13 protein-coding genes and 1 pseudogene are annotated in these 19,109 nt (G+C 69.9%); 5 read left to right on the plus strand and 9 right to left on the minus strand.

Annotated elements, in window-relative coordinates; all coding sequences use genetic code 11:
* Positions 1-24: 24 nt before the first annotated feature.
* Entirely contained in the window at positions 25-1,113 is a 1,089-nt protein-coding gene (locus D5S19_RS04550) for an LLM class flavin-dependent oxidoreductase (RefSeq protein WP_120022068.1), read from the minus strand.
* A gap of 244 nt (positions 1,114-1,357) precedes the next feature.
* On the opposite strand from D5S19_RS04550, the gene D5S19_RS04555 reads away from it, so the two are divergent.
* From D5S19_RS04555 to D5S19_RS04565, 3 genes are all read left to right on the plus strand, one after another.
* Entirely contained in the window at positions 1,358-3,409 is a 2,052-nt protein-coding gene (locus D5S19_RS04555; protein WP_120022069.1) for a DNA gyrase/topoisomerase IV subunit B, read from the plus strand.
* Positions 3,410-3,441: 32 nt separating this feature from the next.
* Positions 3,442-6,942 (plus strand): DNA topoisomerase (ATP-hydrolyzing), encoded by a 3,501-nt coding sequence (locus D5S19_RS04560; RefSeq protein WP_120022070.1) that lies wholly within the window; start codon positions 3,442-3,444, stop codon positions 6,940-6,942.
* An 86-nt stretch (positions 6,943-7,028) separates the two neighbouring features.
* Positions 7,029-7,808, plus strand: a complete 780-nt coding sequence (locus tag D5S19_RS04565) for a class I SAM-dependent methyltransferase (RefSeq protein ID WP_120022071.1) — start codon at positions 7,029-7,031, stop codon at positions 7,806-7,808.
* 6 nt (positions 7,809-7,814) lie between these two features.
* Here the strand turns inward: D5S19_RS04565 and D5S19_RS04570 are convergent, their stop codons facing one another.
* From D5S19_RS04570 to D5S19_RS04605, 8 genes and pseudogenes are all read right to left on the minus strand, one after another.
* The gene (locus D5S19_RS04570) at positions 7,815-9,005 is read right to left on the minus strand and encodes a cytochrome P450 (protein ID WP_120022150.1); all 1,191 of its coding nucleotides are present in this window, start codon (positions 9,003-9,005) and stop codon (positions 7,815-7,817) included.
* Positions 9,005-11,491: an AMP-binding protein gene (locus tag D5S19_RS04575; RefSeq protein WP_120022072.1), complete on the minus strand. Its 2,487-nt coding sequence runs from the start codon at positions 11,489-11,491 to the stop codon at positions 9,005-9,007. The genes D5S19_RS04570 and D5S19_RS04575 overlap by 1 nt, the downstream gene beginning before the upstream one ends.
* A gap of 604 nt (positions 11,492-12,095) precedes the next feature.
* A pseudogene (locus tag D5S19_RS04580) lies at positions 12,096-12,497 on the minus strand (YbaB/EbfC family nucleoid-associated protein); the annotation flags it as partial.
* Positions 12,494-12,886, minus strand: a complete 393-nt coding sequence (locus tag D5S19_RS04585) for a YbaB/EbfC family DNA-binding protein (RefSeq protein ID WP_120022074.1) — start codon at positions 12,884-12,886, stop codon at positions 12,494-12,496. The pseudogene D5S19_RS04580 and the gene D5S19_RS04585, both read right to left, overlap by 4 nt.
* A gap of 3 nt (positions 12,887-12,889) precedes the next feature.
* Entirely contained in the window at positions 12,890-13,996 is a 1,107-nt protein-coding gene (locus D5S19_RS04590) for a C40 family peptidase (RefSeq protein WP_120022075.1), read from the minus strand.
* A complete protein-coding gene (locus D5S19_RS04595) occupies positions 13,993-14,307 on the minus strand; it encodes a hypothetical protein (protein ID WP_120022076.1) in 315 nt (104 codons plus the stop codon). The genes D5S19_RS04590 and D5S19_RS04595 overlap by 4 nt, the downstream gene beginning before the upstream one ends.
* Before the next feature lie 77 nt (positions 14,308-14,384).
* On the minus strand, positions 14,385-15,194 hold the full coding sequence (locus D5S19_RS04600) for a DsbA family protein (RefSeq protein WP_120022077.1): 810 nt from the start codon (positions 15,192-15,194) through the stop codon (positions 14,385-14,387).
* A gap of 5 nt (positions 15,195-15,199) precedes the next feature.
* Complete coding sequence (locus D5S19_RS04605) at positions 15,200-15,730, minus strand: MauE/DoxX family redox-associated membrane protein (RefSeq protein WP_120022078.1); 531 nt, start codon at positions 15,728-15,730, stop codon at positions 15,200-15,202.
* 86 nt (positions 15,731-15,816) lie between these two features.
* Between D5S19_RS04605 and D5S19_RS04610 the strand changes: the two genes are divergently transcribed.
* The gene (locus D5S19_RS04610) at positions 15,817-16,647 is read left to right on the plus strand and encodes a glutamate ABC transporter substrate-binding protein (protein ID WP_120022079.1); all 831 of its coding nucleotides are present in this window, start codon (positions 15,817-15,819) and stop codon (positions 16,645-16,647) included.
* A complete protein-coding gene (gene hrpB, locus D5S19_RS04615) occupies positions 16,644-19,064 on the plus strand; it encodes an ATP-dependent helicase HrpB (protein WP_120022080.1) in 2,421 nt (806 codons plus the stop codon). The genes D5S19_RS04610 and hrpB overlap by 4 nt, the downstream gene beginning before the upstream one ends.
* Positions 19,065-19,109 lie beyond the last annotated feature (45 nt).

The following is a 19,109-nucleotide window of genomic DNA, read 5'->3' on the forward strand; positions in this document are numbered from 1 at the left end:
TTCTTCCTGGAGAACTCGGCGGCTTCAGGCGAGTGACTCGGCTGGTACGGCCTTGAGCGATTCGTGCGTGGGCGCCTCCGGCACATGCGCCGGGCGCTTCGCGTCAAGTTCCTTACGCAGCACCGGAACGACCTGTTCGCCGAGCAGGTCGAGCTGCTCCAGCACGGTCTTCAGCGGCAGACCGGCGTGGTCCATCAGGAACAGCTGACGCTGGTAGTCGCCGAAGTGCTCGCGGAAGGTCAGCGTGCGGTCGATGACCTCCTGCGGGCTGCCCACGGTCAGCGGGGTCTGCTCAGTGAAGTCCTCCAGCGACGGTCCGTGTCCATACACTGGCGCATTGTCGAAGTACGGCCGGAACTCGTTCCACGCGTCCTGCGACTTGGGCCGGATGAAGGCCTGCCCGCCGAGCCCGACGATCGCCTGATCGGCCTTGCCGTGCCCGTAGTGCTCGAAACGCTGCCGGTAGAACGCGATCAGCTGCTGGAAGTGCGAAGTCGGCCAGAAGATGTGGTTGGCGAAGAACCCGTCACCGTAGAACGCCGCCTGCTCGGCGATCTCCGGGCTGCGGATCGAACCGTGCCAGACGAACGGGGGCACGCCGTCGAGCGGGCGCGGGGTCGAGGTGAAACCCTGCAGCGGGGTGCGGAACCTGCCCTCCCAGTCGACCACTTCCTCGCGCCAGAGCTTGTGCAGCAGCGCGTAGTTCTCGACCGCGAGCGGGATCCCCTCGCGGATGTCCTTGCCGAACCACGGGTACACCGGGCCGGTGTTGCCGCGGCCGAGCATCAGATCGAGCCGCCCGTCCGCGAGGTGCTGCAGCATCGCGTAGTCCTCGGCGAGGCGCACCGGGTCGTTCGTGGTGATCAGCGTGGTCGAAGTGGACAGCACGATCTTTTTCGTCTGCGCGGCGATGTGCGAGAGCAGCACCGGCGGGTTGGCCGGCGCCGCGAACGGCGGGTTGTGATGCTCGCCGACCGCGAAGACGTCCAGACCGACCTCCTCGGCCTTGAGCGCGATCCGCACCATCGCCTTGATGCGCTCGTGCTCCGACGGCGTGACGCCGGTGGTGGGGTCCGTGGTGACGTCACCCACCGTGAAGATGCCGAACTGCATGATGCGCTCCTCCGCCGCTCGTTCGTTGCTCCCAGCTTACTTGCCCGGTCAACTACTCGCGCGCAAGAGGTATTCCCGGGGTCCCCCGGCGTGACCCAGGCCACCTCCGGTCACCCGTTCCGGACCGGAGCCAGCGGTTCGTGTCGGTGGGTGCGGATATCCTGCAGTACGGTGTCGGCCCGGAGCCACGCTCCGGCGCCGGGCTCCCCCCTGTACTTCGCCTCGATCCGGGAGAAACGACCTCGTGACTGCTGAGACTCTGTACGGGGCCGACGACCTGACGCACCTCGAGGGCCTGGAAGCGGTCCGGAAGCGCCCCGGGATGTACATCGGCTCCACCGACAGCCGTGGCATCAACCACCTGTTCTCCGAGGTCGTGGACAACTCGACCGACGAGGGCGTGGCCGGGCACGCGGACCGCATCGTGGTCACCCTGCACGCCGACGGCAGCGTGCAGGTCGACGACAACGGCCGCGGCATCCCGACGGGCGTGCACGCCAAGTCCGGCCTGTCCGGGGTCGAACTGGTGCTCACCCGGCTGCACGCGGGCGGCAAGTTCGGCGGCTCCGGGTACAAGACCTCCGGCGGCCTGCACGGGGTCGGCGCCTCCGCGGTCAACGCGCTGTCGCACCGCTTCGACGTCACGGTGAAGCAGAGCGGCAAAGTGCACCAGATGTCGTTCGCGCACGGCGTGCCCGGCGAGTTCGACGGTCCCGGCCCGAAAGCCAGGTTCACCCGCCGCTCCGGCCTGACCATGGCCGGCAGGATGAAGCGCGGCGAACGCAGCGGCACGTCCATCCGGTACTGGTACGACGCGCGGTACTTCGAGACCGGCGCCGCGCTCGACGTGCAGGCCGTGCGGACGAAGCTGCGCAACACCGCGTTCCTGGTACCCGGCGTGACCTACGTCCTGCGCACCGCCCTCGACGACACGATCGAAGAGGAGACCTTCCACTTCCCGAACGGGCTGGCCGACATGGTCGAGTTCCTCGCCCCGTCCGGCGAGAAACCGGTGTGCGGCACGCTGATCATCACCGGCGAAGGCACCTACAAGGAGAACGCCGCCGACGCCAACGGGGTCATGCAGTCCAATGTGGAGCGCCACGCCGAGGTGGAGGTCGCGCTGCGCTGGGGCACCGGCTACGAGCGCACCGTGGAGTGCTTCACCAACACCATCCGCAACCTGCACGGCGGCACCCACCGCCGTGGCTTCGACCGCGCGGTCACCCGCGCGCTGCAGGACGCGATCGGCAAGACCCGCGGGCTGCTCAAGCCCAAGGAGGACCCGCCGACCACCGAGGACGCGCTCGAAGGCATGACCGCGGTGATCCACGTGCGGCTGCCGGAGCCGCAGTTCACCTCGCAGACCAAGGACGAACTGTCCACCGCCGGCATCACCCGCGTCATCCAGGGCATCGTGGACAAACGCCTGCGCGCCTGGACCGAGGACCGCAAGACCAAGTCCGAGGCCAAGGTCGTCCTGCAGAAGGTGGTCGACGCGGCCCGCGTCCGGCTGACCCAGAAGCAGCAGAAGGACGCCGCCCGCCGCAAGACCGCCCTGGAAGGCGCGGCCATGCCCCCGAAGCTGGTGGACTGCCGCACCACCGGCGTTTCCCGTAGCGAGCTGTTCCTTGTGGAAGGGGATTCCGCCCTCGGCTCGGCCAGAATGGCACGAGTTTCGGAGTATCAGGCCCTCCTCCCCCTGCGCGGCAAGATCCTCAACGTGCAGAAGGCGTCGCTGGGCGACACCCTGAAGAACGCCGAGATCGCCTCGATCGTGCAGGTGCTCGGCGCGGGGACCGGGCGCACCTTCGACCTGTCCACGATGCGCTACGGCCGGGTGATCCTGATGGCCGACGCCGATGTGGACGGTTCGCACATCCGGACCCTGCTGATCACCCTGTTCGCCAAGTACATGCGCCCGGTGATCGAGGACGGCCGGCTGTACGCGGCCATGCCGCCGCTGCACAAGATCACCACCAAGGGCCGCGGCGGCGAGACGGTCTTCACCTTCACCCAGCGTGAGATGGAGGCCAAGGTCGCCGAGCTGGAGGCGGCGGGCAAGCAGGTCGTCACCCCGGTGCCGCGGTTCAAGGGCCTCGGCGAGATGGACGCCGAGGAGTTGTGGGAGACCACCATGAACCCCGCCACCCGCTCGGTCCGCCGGATCACCCTCGACGACGCGGAAGCCGCCGAGCTGGCGCTGGAGCTGCTGATGGGCGAGAAGGTCGAGCCTCGCCGCAACTGGCTGGTCGAGTCCTCCGGCCGAGTCGACCGCGAAGCCATCGACGTCTGAGTTTTCCTTCGTTCCCAAGGAGTTTGTGAGCCATGGCCCGCCGAAACAAGGGCACCGCCACCAAGATCGACGCGACCGCGTTCGACCAGCCGGGGGCGCAGGTCTTCGACAATCCGCTGAAAACCGAGATCGAGGACTCCTACCTGGAGTACGCGTACTCGGTCATCCACTCGCGCGCCCTCCCCGACGCGCGGGACGGCCTGAAGCCGGTACACCGCCGCATCCTCTACTCGATGAACGAGAACGGCTACCGGCCGAACCACGCCTACGTGAAGTCCTCCCGCGTGGTCGGCGACTGTTTCGTCCGTGGCGCGCTGGTGCCGGCACCGGACGGCCTGCGGCCTATCGAAAGCATCGAGATCGGCGACCTGGTACTGGACAGTCACGGCACCGCCGTGCCGGTCACCGAGGTCTACCAGAACCCGCCTGCCGAACTTGTGCGCGTCACGTGGTCGAACGGCCACACGATGACCGTCACCCCGGGACAGCGGTTCCGGACGGTGACCGAGGATTCGACGTTGACCTGGACGGCTGCCCGCGACCTGACCGGGCGGCTGACGCTCGGCTACGGAAGCGGCCGCCGCGCCGCCGCGCCTGCCGGAGGAGATCGATACGCCTACCTCCTCGGCCTGGCGATCACCGAAAGTGGCCAGCACGGCGGCGCGAAGCGGGTTCCGGCGGAGATCCTCGCGGACCGATCGGCCTGGATTCCTTTCCTCGGCGGCCTTTTCGACGGAGGCGGTTACGTCCGGGAGAACCACCAGGCGATCACCTACGCCGCCATGAGCAGCGAACTGGTCCGGCAGGTCTACGCGATGCTCGCGGACCTGGGTATGCACAGTCGCCGTGAACCGGACGGTCCCGAGGCGCCGTGGGGCCTGTCCCTCAGCGGTTCCGACGCCGCGACTCTCGCACATGCGCTCCTTCCGTGGAGCACCGTCGACCACAAGAAAAACAGTCTCGAAAATCTCGCAAAAATGGCCTTCAAGGACAGCGGAAAATCAGAAGACAACCCATCCCACGCAGCACTGACAGCGGCGAGCGGAACGAAATTACGCTACGGCAACGACCGGTACGGAACTGCGCTGGCCGACCGCTCTTTTCCATTTTCCCGGGCGAGCCAGGACGGCTGGATCGAGAAGCTGCGCCACATCGGCTCTCCGCTCGCCGAACGGCTCGACACCCTCAGCGGGTTCTCACTCCTCAAGGTGGCCTCGGTTGAGCCGGTCGAGCCGAACGTCACCTATGACATCCAGGTAGGCACTGAAGAACACGAATTCGTGGTCGAAGGTTTCGTCGTCCACAACTGCATGGGCAAATACCATCCGCACGGCGACACCGCGATTTACGATGCCATGGTACGATTGGCTCAGGATTTCTCTCTGAATGCGCCCCTCATCGACGGGCATGGAAATTTTGGAAGCCCAGACGACGGACCGGCTGCGTCGCGCTACACCGAAGCCCGGATGTCCCCCGAAGCCATGCTCCTGGTCGGCGAACTGGGCGAGGACACCGTCGATTTCCGGCCCAACTACGACGGCTCCCTCCAGGAGCCCTCGGTGCTGCCCGCCGCCTACCCGAACCTGCTGGTCAACGGCACATCCGGGATCGCGGTCGGGATGGCCACCAACATGATCCCGCACAACCTCGGTGAGGTGATCGGGGCCGCGCGGTGGCTGATCAACCATCCGGCGGCGACTCTCGACAAGCTGATGGAGTACGTGCCCGGCCCCGATCTGCCCACCGGTGGCAGCCTGCTGGGTCTCGACGAGGTGCGCAAGGCCTACGAGACCGGCCGCGGGGTCGTGCGCATGCGTGCGATCGTGGAAACCGGGCCACTGGAGGGCAGCCGCGGGCGGCAGGCGATCACGGTCACCGAGCTGCCTTACGGGGTCGGCCCGGAGAAGGTGATCGAGAAGATCACCGACGAGGTCAACAAGTCCAAGCGGCTCACCGGGATCGCGGACGTCAAGGATCTCACCGACCGGGAGAACGGCACCCGCCTGGTGATCGAGTGCAAGGTGGGGGTGAACCCGCAGGCGCTGCTGGCCGATCTGTACCGGCTCACGCCGCTGGAGCAGTCCTTCGGCATCAACAACCTGGTGCTCGTCGACGGCCGGCCGCAGACGCTCGGGCTCAAGGCGCTGCTGGAGGTCTTCCTCAAGCACCGCTACGAGGTGGTCACCCGGCGCACCCGCTACCGGCGCCGCAAGCGCGAGGAACGGCTGCACCTGGTCGAGGGCCTGCTGATCGCGCTGCTGAACATCGACAAGGTGATCCGGCTGATCCGGGAGAGCGAGGACGCCGCGGCGGCCAAGGACGGCCTGATGCGGCGGTTCAGGCTCTCCGAGATCCAGGCCACCTACATCCTGGACACCCCGCTGCGCCGGCTCACCAAGTATGACCGGCTGGAGCTGGAGAGCGAGCAGGACCGGCTGCGCGCGGAGATCGCCGAGCTGACCACCATTCTCGAGGACGAGTCGGTGCTCAAGAAGCTGGTCTCCACCGAGCTGGCGAAGATCGCCAAGGACTTTCCGACCGAGCGGCGTACCCGGCTGATCGACGGGGACCTCAAGGAGGTGCTGGCCGCGTCCAAGCCGTCCGGTCCGCTGGAGGTCACCGACGATCCGTGTCAGGTGATCCTCTCCGCCACCGGGCTGGTCGCGCGCACCGCCGCCGAGTCCGAGGAGTCCGCGGAGGTCCGGCGCCGCAACGGGCGGGTGAAGCACGACACCATGGTCGCAGTGGTCCATACCACTGCCCGGGGTCAGGTACTGCTGGTGACCAGCCGCGGGCGGGCGTTCAAGACCGACGTGCTGCCGTTGCCGGTGCTGCCCGAGCAGGCGGGCACGGTCTCGCTGCGCGGCGGGATGGCCGCGAAGGAGCTGGTCCCGCTGGAGAAGGGCGAACGGGTGGTCGGCATCGCCCCGCTCGGCGAGCAGGCGGCGGGCTCGCCGGGGCTGGCGATCGGCACCCGGGCCGGGGTGGTGAAGGTGTGCTCGCCGGACTGGCCGGTCCGCTCGGACGAGTTCGAGGTGATCTCGCTCAAGAGTGGCGACGAGGTGATCGGCGCGACCTGGCTCACCGACGGCGGGGAGACGCTGGCGTTCCTGTCCTCGGATGCGTCCCTGCTGCGGTTCGCCGCCTCGCTGGTGCGGCCGCAGGGCATCAAGAGCGGCGGGATGGCCGGGATCAACCTGTCCGCGGGGGCGTCGGCGGTGTTCTTCGGCGCGATCCGCACCGATGACGAGGAGCACGGCGAGCCGATGGTGGTGACCGCCACCGGGCAGAGCGTGAAGGTGACCCCGTTCAGCGAGTACCCGGCGAAGGGCCGGGCGACCGGCGGGGTCCGGGCGCACCGTTTCCTCAAGGGTGAGCATCAGGTGCTGGTCGCCTGGATCGGCCCGCGGCCGGCCGGGGCGGCGAAGAACGGCGATCCGGTCGAGCTGCCGGAGATCGACCTGCGGCGGGACGGTTCGGGGCATGCCCATCCGGGCCCGGATGTGGTCGGGCACGTGATCGAACGGGACTGAGGCGGCCGGGCCGACGCTGTCGGCCGAAGATCGTTCCGGCCTACCATGCGGGTCCCGGTGACCTGGAAATCGAAGAGGAATGCTCCATGGCGCAGACGATCGGCTGGAACAACTTCGTCGACACCGCGGCGCAGGCCGAGCACCGGCGGCTGCGGTTGCTGGAGGAGAGCTTCGACCCGTTCAGTTTCCGGCAGCTGGACAGCGCCGGCGTGCGGCCGGGCTGGCAGTGCCTGGAGGTCGGCGCCGGGGCGGGTTCGGTGGCCGCGCGGCTGGCCGAGCTGGCCGGACCGGAGAACGTGGTGGCGACCGATCTCAGCCACGCCTTCCTCGGCCCGCTGGCCGAACTCGGGGTCCGCGTGCTGCACCACGACGTCACCACGGACGACGCGCCCGGCGAGTTCGACCTCATCCACACCCGGTTCGTGCTGGAGCATCTGTCCGATCGCGCGACGGTGATCAAGCGCCTGGCGTCGTGGCTCAAGCCCGGTGGCCGGTTGCTGATCGAGATCGGCACCACGCTGCCGGAGCTGTCCTCGCATCCGGCGACCCGCCAGGCGATGACGGTGCTGGCGCGGGTGATGACCGAACGTGTGGGCACCGCCCCGGAATGGGCTCGCACGCTGCCTGTCCCGCTGGAGGAAGCCGGACTGATCGACTGCGCCGCCGAAGGCCTGATCCTGCCCGCGCGTGGCGGGCAGCCGTTGGCGTCCTGGCTGAAGAACACCGTCAAACTGGTCGAGGACCACGCCCTCACCACCGGCCTGATCACCCGCGAAGTCCTCGACGAGGCCTACGCGGCGTACGACACGCCGTCCTTTGTGGACTACGCCTGGATGACCGTGGCCGCGCAGGGCCGCCGGGCCTGAGCACGATCACCGCGCCGGAACCAGCCGCACCGGCAAACTCCGGACGCCCCAGGTGAAGTTCGACGCGGTGTACTCCGGTTCGGCAAGCTGCTCGATCGAACCGACCTGGGTCACGAGTTCCTCAAGAAAGATCGATATCTCCAGCCGGGCAAGGCGGGCGCCGAGGCACTGATGCCGTCCACCGCCGAAGGCGAGGTGCTTGTTCGGGGTGCGGGTCAGGTCGAAGCGTCCCGGGTCGGGGAAGGCTGCTTCGTCGCGGTTGGCGGAGATGTTCCACACCGTGACGCGGTCACCGGCAGCGATCTCGGTCCCGGCGATGCGAGTCGGGCGGGTCGCCGTGCGCAGGACGTGCACGCCGGGAGTGGTCCAGCGGAACACTTCCTCCACCGCGGTCGGCAGAAGCGCGCTGCCGCCGGCGCGCAGGCGTGCCCACTCTCCCGGGTTCTCCAGCAACGCGAGCACCGCACCCGCGGCCGAGTACCGGGTGGTCTCGTTGCCACCGGCGAGCACCCCGTTGCAGTTGACCACGATCTCCTCGTCGGTCAGCGGACGGGTCTCCCCCTGGACCGACGTGAACCGCCGGTCCCGCGCGATCCGGCTGACGAAATCGTCCCCGGGCGCGGCACGGCGTTCGGTCACCAGTTCCGAGAAGTACAGGAAGATCTCCGCGTGCGCGGCGAGCCTGCGCTTCTCGTCCTCGCCTTCGAACGCGGCGTTCATGGTGCCGCCCAGCCAATCCCACTCCGCCCGCGGGACGCCCATCAGCGCGCAGACGACCCGCGTCGGCACCCTGCGGGCAACCTCGACGATGTCGACCTCGCCCGCGCGCAGCGCCTCGTCGAGCAATTCCCGCACCACCTGCCGGATCAGCTCCGGCGCATGGGGGATTTCGGACGGGGAGAATCCTTTGGCCAGTACGCGTTTGAGCTGGGTGTGCTCCGGCGGATCGGAGACGATCAGCATCCGCTGGGTGACCGCGGCGACCGCCGCCGGGTTGGTCTCCAGCCGCATGCCGTGGCGGGAGCTGAACCCTTCGGCGTCGTGGTAGACGCTCAGCGCGTCCCGGTAGCGGGTGAGCACCCAGAAGCCCGGCCCGGCCGGTTCGGGATGCCGGTGCACAGGGTCGTGTTCGCGCAGCCATGCCAGATGTTCGTGGAATCCGGTGCCCTCGAACATCCGGTCGTCGGTCAGATACATCAGCACGGCAGGTCCCCGGTGGTCAGCAGCCATGCCAGCGCGGGCACGGTGGTCTCGGCCAGATCGGTGCCGAAGGTGTGCCCGCCCGCGAACTGTCGACGGTCGAATTCCGTTGTGGTGTAAGCCTTCCACTCATCGAGCGCGGCCGAGGTGACCAGCTCGTCGGCATCCCCGCCCCAGGCGTGCACCGGCGCGGCCAGCCGCGGCTCAGCGGAGAGGGCGAAGGTCGAGGCGAGATTCCCGTCCCGGCGTAACAGGTCGACGAGGTAACCACGGCTGTCCTGGTCGAGTTCTCCTGCCGTCGCGGAATTGTGCGACAGCAGCTGTTCGATCACCGCGTCGCTGCCGTACTCCCGTTCCCCGGAAGCCCAGACGTGCGGTGGATCGCTGGCCGCGACGACGAAGGCCGACGGCGGACGACCCCGTTCGCCCAGGCGCCGGCTCACCTCGTAACCCAGCAGGCCCCCGAAGCTCTCGCCGAAGATCACCAACGGCGTCGTCGGGGAGATCAGCTCGGCGACTTCGTCCACGATGACTTCGGCCGCTTGGGCGAAAGTGGCCGGATGCCTTTCACTCCAGCGATTCTCACGGCCGGGCAGCTGGACTCCGACCACCGAGATCCGGTCGCCGAGCCGGCCCTGCCAGGATCGGTACCGTCCACAGCCCGCGCCGCCGTGCGGCAGGCAGAGCAACGTCGGCCGGTTCGCCGGCGCAGGATGCCAGGCAACCAGCCACGGCGCGACCTTCACAGGATCCACAGTGGACGAACCCCGCCGGTCGAGTTCCCTGGCGAGCGCGGCCGGGGTCGGATTGGCCAGCAGCGCGCTGATCGAGAACCGGATCCCGGTCGAGCGCCGCAGCGCCGCGACCACCCGCGCGGCAAGCAGCGAATGCCCGCCCAACTCGAAGAAATCCGCGTCGACGTCAGCGACCGGGCGTTCCAGCAGTTCACCGAACACCGCACACACCTCCACTTCACGCGGCGTACTCGGCTCACGCCCGGCCGGAGACCGCTCGGCCGCGGCACGGCACAACGCCACCCGGTCCACTTTGCCGTTGGCGGTCACCGGCAACGCCGGCACAAACTCGACAGTGGACGGAACCAGGTGCTCAGGCACTTTGACACGGCAGTGTTCGCGGACGATCGCGGCCCCGCCGGCAGGATCGTGCCCCGGCGCGAGCACCGCGGCCAGCCCGAGCGCCTCGCCGGACTCCAAGACGAACGCAGCCGACGCCGCGACCGCGGGGAGTTCCTCGACGACCTTCTCCAGCTCCGCGAGTTCGATCCGGAATCCGCGCACTTTCACCTGGTCGTCAAGCCGGCCGAGGTAGTCGAGCTGACCGTCCACTCTGGCCGAAACCACATCACCGGTCCGGTAGAGTCTTTCTCCGCCAAGGAGTTCCGGCACCGAGACAAACGCTTCGGCCGTCAGATCCGGCCGGTTGCGATACCCCCGGGCGAGCGCTCCGCCACCGATGTACAGCTCCCCCGGCGTACTCGCCGGCACCGGCCGGCGGTTCTCGTCGAGCACGAAGATCCGGTAGCCGGGCAACGGACGGCCGATCGTCGACACGTCGTCGCCGCGCGCGGTATCCGCCCAGGTCGCCGCGATGGTGGCTTCCGTCGGACCGTACACATTGAGCACCCTGCGACCGTTCGCCAGCACCTCGGCCAGCCCGCGCGGGCAACGTTCCCCCGCCACAACCACTAGCTCCACAGTAGACAGTGAACTGGTGCAAGTGGACAGCAGCGAAGGCGTCAGGCACACCGTGCGCGGCGCGATCGCCGCGATCCGACCGGCCAGATCAGCATGTTCCGGATCGTCTTCGGCGAGGTCGATCACCGCGGTTCCCTGCCCATGCAGCAAATGCAGCAGCGTGCACCACAACCAGCCGTCGAACGCCGGGGACAACGCGTTGATCCCGAGCCCGCCGGAGGGCAGGTCCAAATCGGCCAGTGCGGCAAGCAACAGCCCGAGGCCACGATAGGTGACCTCCACCCCCTTCGGCCGCCCAGACGTACCAGAGGTATAGACCACGTATGCGATCTCCCCGACCCCCGGAGCAGGCCAGTCACCTTCCCCCTTTTCGGGATCGACCCTCGGCAGCTCACCGGAACCGGGAAACGGCTTGTGCGCCAACACCACTTCCACCCCCGCATCGGCGAGGACGAAGGCGAGCCGTTCGGCCGGATGCCGCTCGTCGAGCAGCACCGCGGTCGCGCCGAGCCGCCACACCGCCAGCAACCCGGCCGCGGCGAGCCGGGACCGTCCCGTGGCGACCCCCACCACCGAACCCACGCCTGCCCCCACCGCAACCAGCTCGGCCGCGATCGCCGCGGCCCGGCGGGCCAGCCCGGAGAAGTCGAGAACGCCGTCCGGCGCGGAGAAGGCGGTTCCTGCCGGGCTTTGCGTGGCCCAGCGGTCCACAGTGGCGTACAAGTACGCCAGCCGGTCGGCACAATTCGCGGGAGCAGTGACGGACATCCGGGATTCCCCTTCGTGAGGGAGGAACAGAGCGGGCGGAACCGGCATCGCCGGCCCGGAAACCCGACCCGCACCAGCACCGGCGTCGGTCGCGCACAGGCTAGTGAGCACCCGCCCCGGCGACAACCGGACTTGACCGAACTTTGCCTCCCCCGGCCGTCTTCCGGGCGTTTCCGGGCCGGATCGCTTGGCGGGGAAAGGGAAATACGCTAGGGCCGCGATCCCCTGAGGGAACCTGCACAGTGGACCCTCCTGTCCGCCAGGACCGTGCCCCCAGCGGCACCCTACCGAAACCACATACGACTCACTCTCCGTGCGGTTCCGGAATGGACACCGCCTGGCCCGCCGAGACCCGGACCTCTTACGACGCGGTCGCCACCAGCTACGCCGCCCAGGTACGCGGCGCAATCGACGCCGACCGGTACCTGCGCGCCTTACCGGCAACTCCGGCCAACCGTCCCCGCAGGACCACCCGTCCCACCACCCACATCAGCAACCGCCCCCGCCGATCTCACCAAACCCCGCCGAACCCGCACCCCGCATCAACAACCGGCTCCACCCAGCACACTCGCCCTCACCCACAACCCATCCGCCCCTACCGACCGCCCCGCCGTTCCGCGCGACGCCGTTGGAATTCCTCCACCGTCATGCCCGGGTCGTCATCCTCCGCACGGGCCGGCGCCGGAAAACCGGAGAGCTGCTCGATCAGCAGCGTCACGTCCTCGCCGAGCTGGAGTGCGACCTTGTTGTAGCTGTCCTGCGTGGCCTCGGTCATCGCGACGCGGGTGACCTCCAGGATCAGCGTCGCGAGCCGGGCCGGGTCGGTCGTGGTGACCGAGGGGGCCAGCCAAAGCTGGTGCAGGGCGCCCAGCGCATCGACGGTCACTTCCACGGTGCCGTCGAGTGCGTGCGCCGAACCGCGGGCCGCGGCCATCAGCTCGGTGACCTTTCCGAGTGCCTCTTCCCGGGCGCGCGCCTGGTCGACGAGGGCACGAGTGCTGATCACGACAGCCCCGCACGGCGGTAGTAGTCGTCCGGATCGTCGTAGTCCGGATCGTCGGGGCGCAGCGGCCGGTAGCCGAGTTCGGCGAGCTGGTCCGGCGCCAGGACCGGCTCCAGCACCTCGTGCATCCGGTCACCGGCCCGGCGGGTGGCCCGCCGGGACAGCTCCATGATCTGCGCGGCGAGCGCATCGGATCCGGACCGCAGCGCGCCACGGGACAGGGTGAGCCCGGTCAGCAGCCCGCCGGGCGCGACCTCCACGGTCACCCCCGCCGATTCCGCCTTGCCCACCACCGGACCGGTCCGCGCGAACCGGGCCGCGGCCTCCTGCCCGGTGCGCTCCGCCTGTTCCGCGACCCTCGCCGCGGCGAGGTCCACGTCGAATTCCGCCATCTCTCACCCCGTCGGCCGGTAGAACCCGATGAACTGCTGCCCGCTGTTGGTCGTGCGGATCTTGCTCACCTGCACCGGATCCCCGGCTTCGATCATCTGCCCGTCGCCGATCACCATCGCCACATGTCCGGACCACACCACGAGATCGCCGGGCACGAGCTGGTCGATCGAGGGCACCTCGGCACCCACCGTCTGCTGCCGGGCGGTGCGCGGCAGCTGCAGGCCCGCATCCTGATACGAGGTCATGGTCAGCCCGCTGCAGTCCAGACCCTGACCACGCGAGGTGCCACCCCACACGTACGGCACGCCCAGCTGTGACAACGCGGCGCGCACCGCTTTGACCGCGGTCTCGTTGGGCGCTGTCACCGTTGTGCCGTTCGGCAGGTTGATCGCCACGCCGCTACCCGGCTGCGGCGGGATCGCGACCGGCAGCCGCGGTTTACCCGCGAACCCGCCACTGCCACCGCCGCCGTCTCCCCCGCCACCACCGCTGCCGGCGTGCGCGCCGTTGCTGTTGAACGCATGCGGCACGGTGGGTGCCGCGCTGCTGGTGGTGGTCGCGTCGGAACCGCCGAGCCGCCCGCCGAGTTCGGTGAGCCTGCCGAGGGTCTGCTCGCTGAACGTGGCCGCCTGCCCGGTGAGCTGCCCGATCTTCGCCTGCAGCCGCATCAGGACCTGCCGGGCCGCGGCAGCCCGGCTCTCGGGCGGCTGAATCCCGTTGACCGCCTGCAATGCCTTCATCGACGCGGCGATCTCCCGCACGGTCTGGTCGCGCACCTGATCGTTGCGGATCTCCCCGACGTGCAGTGCCTCGGCCGCCTCGGCGACCGCGCTTTCGATCTCCGCGCTCTCCTCAAGCAGGTCCCGCACATGCTTTTCCAGCTCCTGCGAGCCGGCCACGGCCCGCTCGGAGGTACCGCCGGAGCTGGCGTTCGCCAGGTTCACCCGCTGCGTCGCGGCGTGGTCGCCGGTCTGGCGCACCGAGTTCCGCAGCGCGACGTGCCCGTCGCGCGCGCCGTCGATGGCCGGGGAATCGTGCTTCAGCTTGGCCGCGAACTGGTTGGCGGTATCCAGGCCACCGCGGACAAGGTGGTCGACAGGAGTGCTCACCCGAGCCTGCGCACGATGTCGCTGTGTTCCTGCTCGACCGCGGCGAAATTGCCCTGCGTGGCACGGGCTGCCTCGCCGACCTGACGCCAGCTTCCGCCGAGTGCGTGCAACCGCTGCTGCAGCAAGCGCATCCGCTCGCCGTACGCACCGGCGAAACCGGATTCGTCCCCCATGGCGGAGAATCCGTCCCCGCCGAGTGTCACGTGCGGGCCGACATGCCGCTGCGCGGCCTGCCACACCTCGTCACCGAGTGGATCGACCTGCCGCGCGTACTTCTCGTACGCGCCGTCGTCGACATGAAAACCGGACAAGACCCGCCCCTCCCCTGAGCCGTACGGCCAGGGTAGCGGACGGGTCCTGCCCGGACAGGCGAATGACCGGATCGAGGTCAGCCCGCGGTCCCGCCCAGCACCTTGCTCAGCCAGTCCGGCGTGGTCGGGATGGCCTTGCCGTTCACCGCGAGCGTCGGCGTGCCGAAGCTGCGCTGGCCCTGGTAGTCCTGCTGGAGGTTCGGATCGTTCACGGCCTGCTGGTAGGCCGCCTGCAGCTGCTGGTCATTGGCGCCGGAGTTGATCGCCTCCGCGAACTTCGGGTCGGTGATGCCGATGTCCTGGCCGAGCTTGATCAGCTGCGCCTTGTCGTAGCCGCGGCCGCCCTCCTCGGGCTGATTCTTGAACAGCGCGTCGTGGAACGCGGTGAATTTCTGCGCGTCGGCCGCGGCCAGTGCCGCGTTCGCCGATTCCAGCGAGTACCCCGGCGGGTCGGAACGGTTGTTGAGCAGGATCATCATGTGGTAGCGCACGGTCAGCTTGCCGTCGTTGATCGCCTGTTCCACCTGCGACCCGTAGGTCTGCTGGAACTGGCCGCAGATCGGGCACAGGAAGTCCGCGTACAGGTCGACGGTCTTCGGCGCGCCCGGCTTGCCGACCGAGATCACCGCCCCGTCGCGCTTCTCCACCACGCCGGCCCCGAGCGTCGGCGTGGCGCCGGGCTTGATCGCGGTGTCCTGGGTCGAGTTCTTGCTCGCATTGATCCACAGCACCCCGCCGATCACGAGCGCGGCGATCACCACCACCGCGACCACGACCGCGATGACCCTCTTCCGGTCCCCACCGGCCTGCCCCCGAGCCTGGGCGACCGACCTCGCGGCCGCCGCCTGCTGCCGGCTCTTCCGCGCGTTGCGCGCAGCTCCACCCACTGTTCCTAGTTCCCTTCCGCGATGTTCGTGGAGTAGTCGTCCGGGGCGCCGGCGGAGTTCCCGCCCGCGTCGCCGTTCCCGCCACGGCCCCAGCCGAGCCAGCCGTCCAGGGAAAGCCACGTGCGCGGCCGCACCAGCAGCCACACGGCGAGCACGGCGAATCCGACGTCCCGCAGGATCTCCTGCGGGTACGCGGTCTGCCCCGTGGCCACCTGCCCGCCGCCGCCGAAGCAGCCGCAGTCGATGCTCAGGCCGCGGGCCCAGGACTGCGCGATGCCGGCGATGAGCACCGCCAGCAGCACCAGCGTGGCCCCCGCGACCCAGCGCGTGGCCAGCCCGACCAGCAGCAGCAGCCCGAGCACCAGCTCCAGCAGCGGCAGCGCGGTCGCGACCGGGCGCACCAGCGCGTGCGGCAGTACATCGTAGGCCTGCACCGCGAGGTAGGTCTGCCCCGGATCGGTGATCTTCAGACCCCCGGACACGAGCCACACGGCCGCCAGCCCGAGCCGGGCCAGCGTGCCGATCGTGTCCAGCACGGGTTGGGGCAGTCGTCGCACGAGCATAGGCTAGCCGCCTGACCTGAGAACTCTGTGAGCAGCGGACAGCACGATCGGAGGGGATCATGCGGGCTCGCCGACTGCTGGCGGTGCTCTTTCTGCTGGTCGGCTGCGTTTCCTGCGGGGTGGGCACGGCCTCGCCGGACGATCCGCTGACCACCCGGGCGCGTGAGGCCGGGCACCTGACGATCGGCATCCGGTTCGACGCGCCGGGGCTGTCGCAGCGCACCATCGACGGCCGGTTCACCGGCTTCGACGTGGACGTGGCCACCTACGTCGCCGGCGAACTCGGCGTACCGCCGGACCGGATCGCCTGGCGCGAGACCACCCCGGCCACCCGGGAATCGGATCTCGCCTCGGGCGCGGTGGACCTGGTCGTGGCGACCTACTCGATCACCGACAAGCGCAAGCAGCAGGTGAGCTTCGCCGGGCCGTACTTCGTCACCGGGCAGGATCTGCTGGTGCGCTTGACCTCCACCGACATCGTCGGGCCGGAAAGCCTCAACGGCCGGAAGCTGTGCTCGGTCAGCGGATCGACGCCCGCGGAGGCGGTCCGCGACCAATTCGCGCAGCAGGTGCGGCTGGTCGAGTACCCGCGTTATCCGGACTGCGTCACGGCGTTGCTGGCCGGGCAGGTGGACGCGGTCACCACGGATGCGGCGATCCTGGCCGGCTACGCCGCGCAGAACCCCGAGCTGCTGCGGGTGGTCGGGCGCACGTTCTCCGCCGAGCGCTACGGTATCGGCCTGCGCCGGGGCGATCCGGACGGACGGCAGGCGGTGGACGAAGCGATCAGGCGGATGATCTCCGACGGCGATTGGCAGCGTTCGCTGCAGGCCAACCTCGGCCCGTCGAACTATCCGCTGCCGCCGCCTCCGGAGATCACCGAGAAGTGACCGACCTCGAACGGCTCCCGAACCTGCCCGTCCGCGCCGTGCTCCCGGACGTGCTGAGCGCGCTGGACGACCATGGCACCGCGGTGCTCGTCGCGCCGCCGGGCACCGGCAAGACCACGCTCGTACCGCTGGCGCTGGATCGCGGCGAAGACCGGGTGGTCGTCGCGGAGCCACGCCGGCTCGCCGCTCGTGCCGCGGCGTCCCGGATGGCCGCGCTACTGGGTGAACCGGTGGGCGAGACGGTGGGGTACGCGGTGCGTGGCGACCGGAAGGTGTCCGCGCGGACCCGGATCGAAGTCGTCACCTCCGGCCTGCTCGTCCGCCGCGTCCAGCACGATCCGGAGTTGCCCGGAGTGTCCACTGTGCTGCTCGACGAATGTCACGAGCGGCACCTGGACGCCGATCTGCTGCTCGCTCTGCTCCTCGACGTCCGCGCCGGGCTGCGGGACGATCTGCGGCTGCTGGCCACCTCGGCGACTGTCGCGGCCGGACGGCTGGCCGAGCTGCTCGGCGACGCGCCGGTGGTGACGGCGCAGGCTCGCACGTATCCGGTCTCAGTCGGTTACCGGCCACCCGCCCGGGGACAGCGCATCGAGGCAGCGGTCGCCGCCACCGTCCGGCATGCACTGTCCGAAGGGGACGGTGACGTTCTGGCTTTCCTGCCTGGCGCCGGGGAAATCTCCCGCACAGCAGCACAGCTGGGCGGGCTGGACGCCGACGTGCTGCCTCTGCACGGCAGGCTTTCCGCGGCGCGGCAAGATGAAGCGCTCCGGCCTCGGGATCGGCGACGAGTGGTGCTGGCAACCGCCGTGGCGGAGTCCAGCCTCACGGTGCCCGGCGTACGCGCGGTCGTCGACTCCGGGCTTTCACGGGTGCCGCGAGTCGACCATCGCCGTGGTCTCGCCGGGCTGGCCACCGTGCGCGTCTCCGCCGCCGTGGCCGAGCAGCGGGCAGGGCGAGCCGGCCGCGAGGCACCGGGGCGGGCCTACCGGTGCTGGCCGGAACACGAGCAGGCGACGCTGCCCGCTTACCCGGAGCCGGAGATCCGCACGGCCGAACTCGCCCGGTTCGCTTTGGAGTTGGCGTGTTGGTCCACTCCGGACGGTAGCGGGCTGGCCTGGTGGGACCCGCCCGGCGAAGGTGCGCTCGCCGCAGCGCGCAGCCTGCTCGTCACCCTCGGCGCGACGACCCCGGACGGCGCGATCACGCCGCGCGGGCAACGGATGGCGGACCTCGGCCTGCACCCCCGGCTGGCCCGCGCGTTGCTGGACGGCGCGGCAGCGGCAGGCACGCGCACGGCGGCCGAAGTGGTCGCCCTGCTCGACGCCGGAGCAACGCTCACCGACGTCGAGGCCGAGCTACGCCGGCTGCGCTCCGCGCACGACGACGCGGCCCGCCGTTGGCAGCGGGAAGCCCGTCGGCTGGCCGGAATGGTCGATGGTCCTGGTGGTGCCGTCGCGGATCCCGCGATGGTGGTCGCGCTCGCGCATCCGGAACGGCTGGCGCGCAAGCGTTCCGGCTCAGCGCCGGTGTACCTGATGGCGAGCGGTACCGCTGCCGAGCTACCCGCCGGAAGCGGGCTGGGCGACGCGGAATGGCTCGCCGTCGCCGAGGCCACCCGTGATCCCGGACGAGCGCAGGGCACGATCCGGCTCGCCGCGACCGCGGACGAGGCACTCGCCGTCCGTGCCGCACCGGCGCTGTTGTCCGAAGTGGACGAAGTGCACTGGGACGGCGACGTGGTGGCGCGGAGGATCCGCCGGCTGGGCTCGATCGTCCTTTCGGAACGTCCACTCCGGAATCCGGACCCGGCGCTGCGCCAGGCCGCCCTGCTCGCCGGGCTCCGCGCCGAGGGGCTGGGCCTGCTGCGCTGGAGCCAGGACGCCACCAGGCTCCGGGAGCGGATGGCGTTCCTGCACCGGGCGCTCGGCCCGCCGTGGCCACCGGTGGACGACGACACACTGCTATCCGAAGTGGACAAATGGCTGGACCTGTCCGGAGTACGGCGGCGCAGCGATCTGGCCGGGATCGACGCCGGCGGGGCGCTGCGCGGGCTGCTGCCGTGGCCGGAAGCGGCCCGGCTGGACGAACTCGCCCCGGACCGGCTCGCCGTGCCATCCGGTTCGCACTACCGCGTGGACTACCGCGGTGACCAGCCGGTGCTCGCGGTCAAGCTGCAGGAGACCTTCGGCTGGACGCAAACCCCGGCGCTGGCCGACGGCCGGGTGCCGGTGCTGCTGCACCTGCTGTCCCCGGCAGGCCGCCCGGCCGCGGTGACCGCCGATCTGGCGTCCTTCTGGCGCACCGGCTACGCCGCGGTCCGCGCCGATCTCCGTGGCCGCTACCCGAAGCACCCGTGGCCCCAGGACCCGGCCACCGCCACGCCGACCCGGCACATCAGTCGCAGGTCCCGCTGACCCTGGCCGAAAGTCGGGGGAATCCCCGGCCGGTCAGCCGATGTC

Source organism: Amycolatopsis panacis (genome assembly GCF_003600245.1).
In the GTDB taxonomy this organism is placed as follows: domain Bacteria; phylum Actinomycetota; class Actinomycetes; order Mycobacteriales; family Pseudonocardiaceae; genus Amycolatopsis; species Amycolatopsis sulphurea.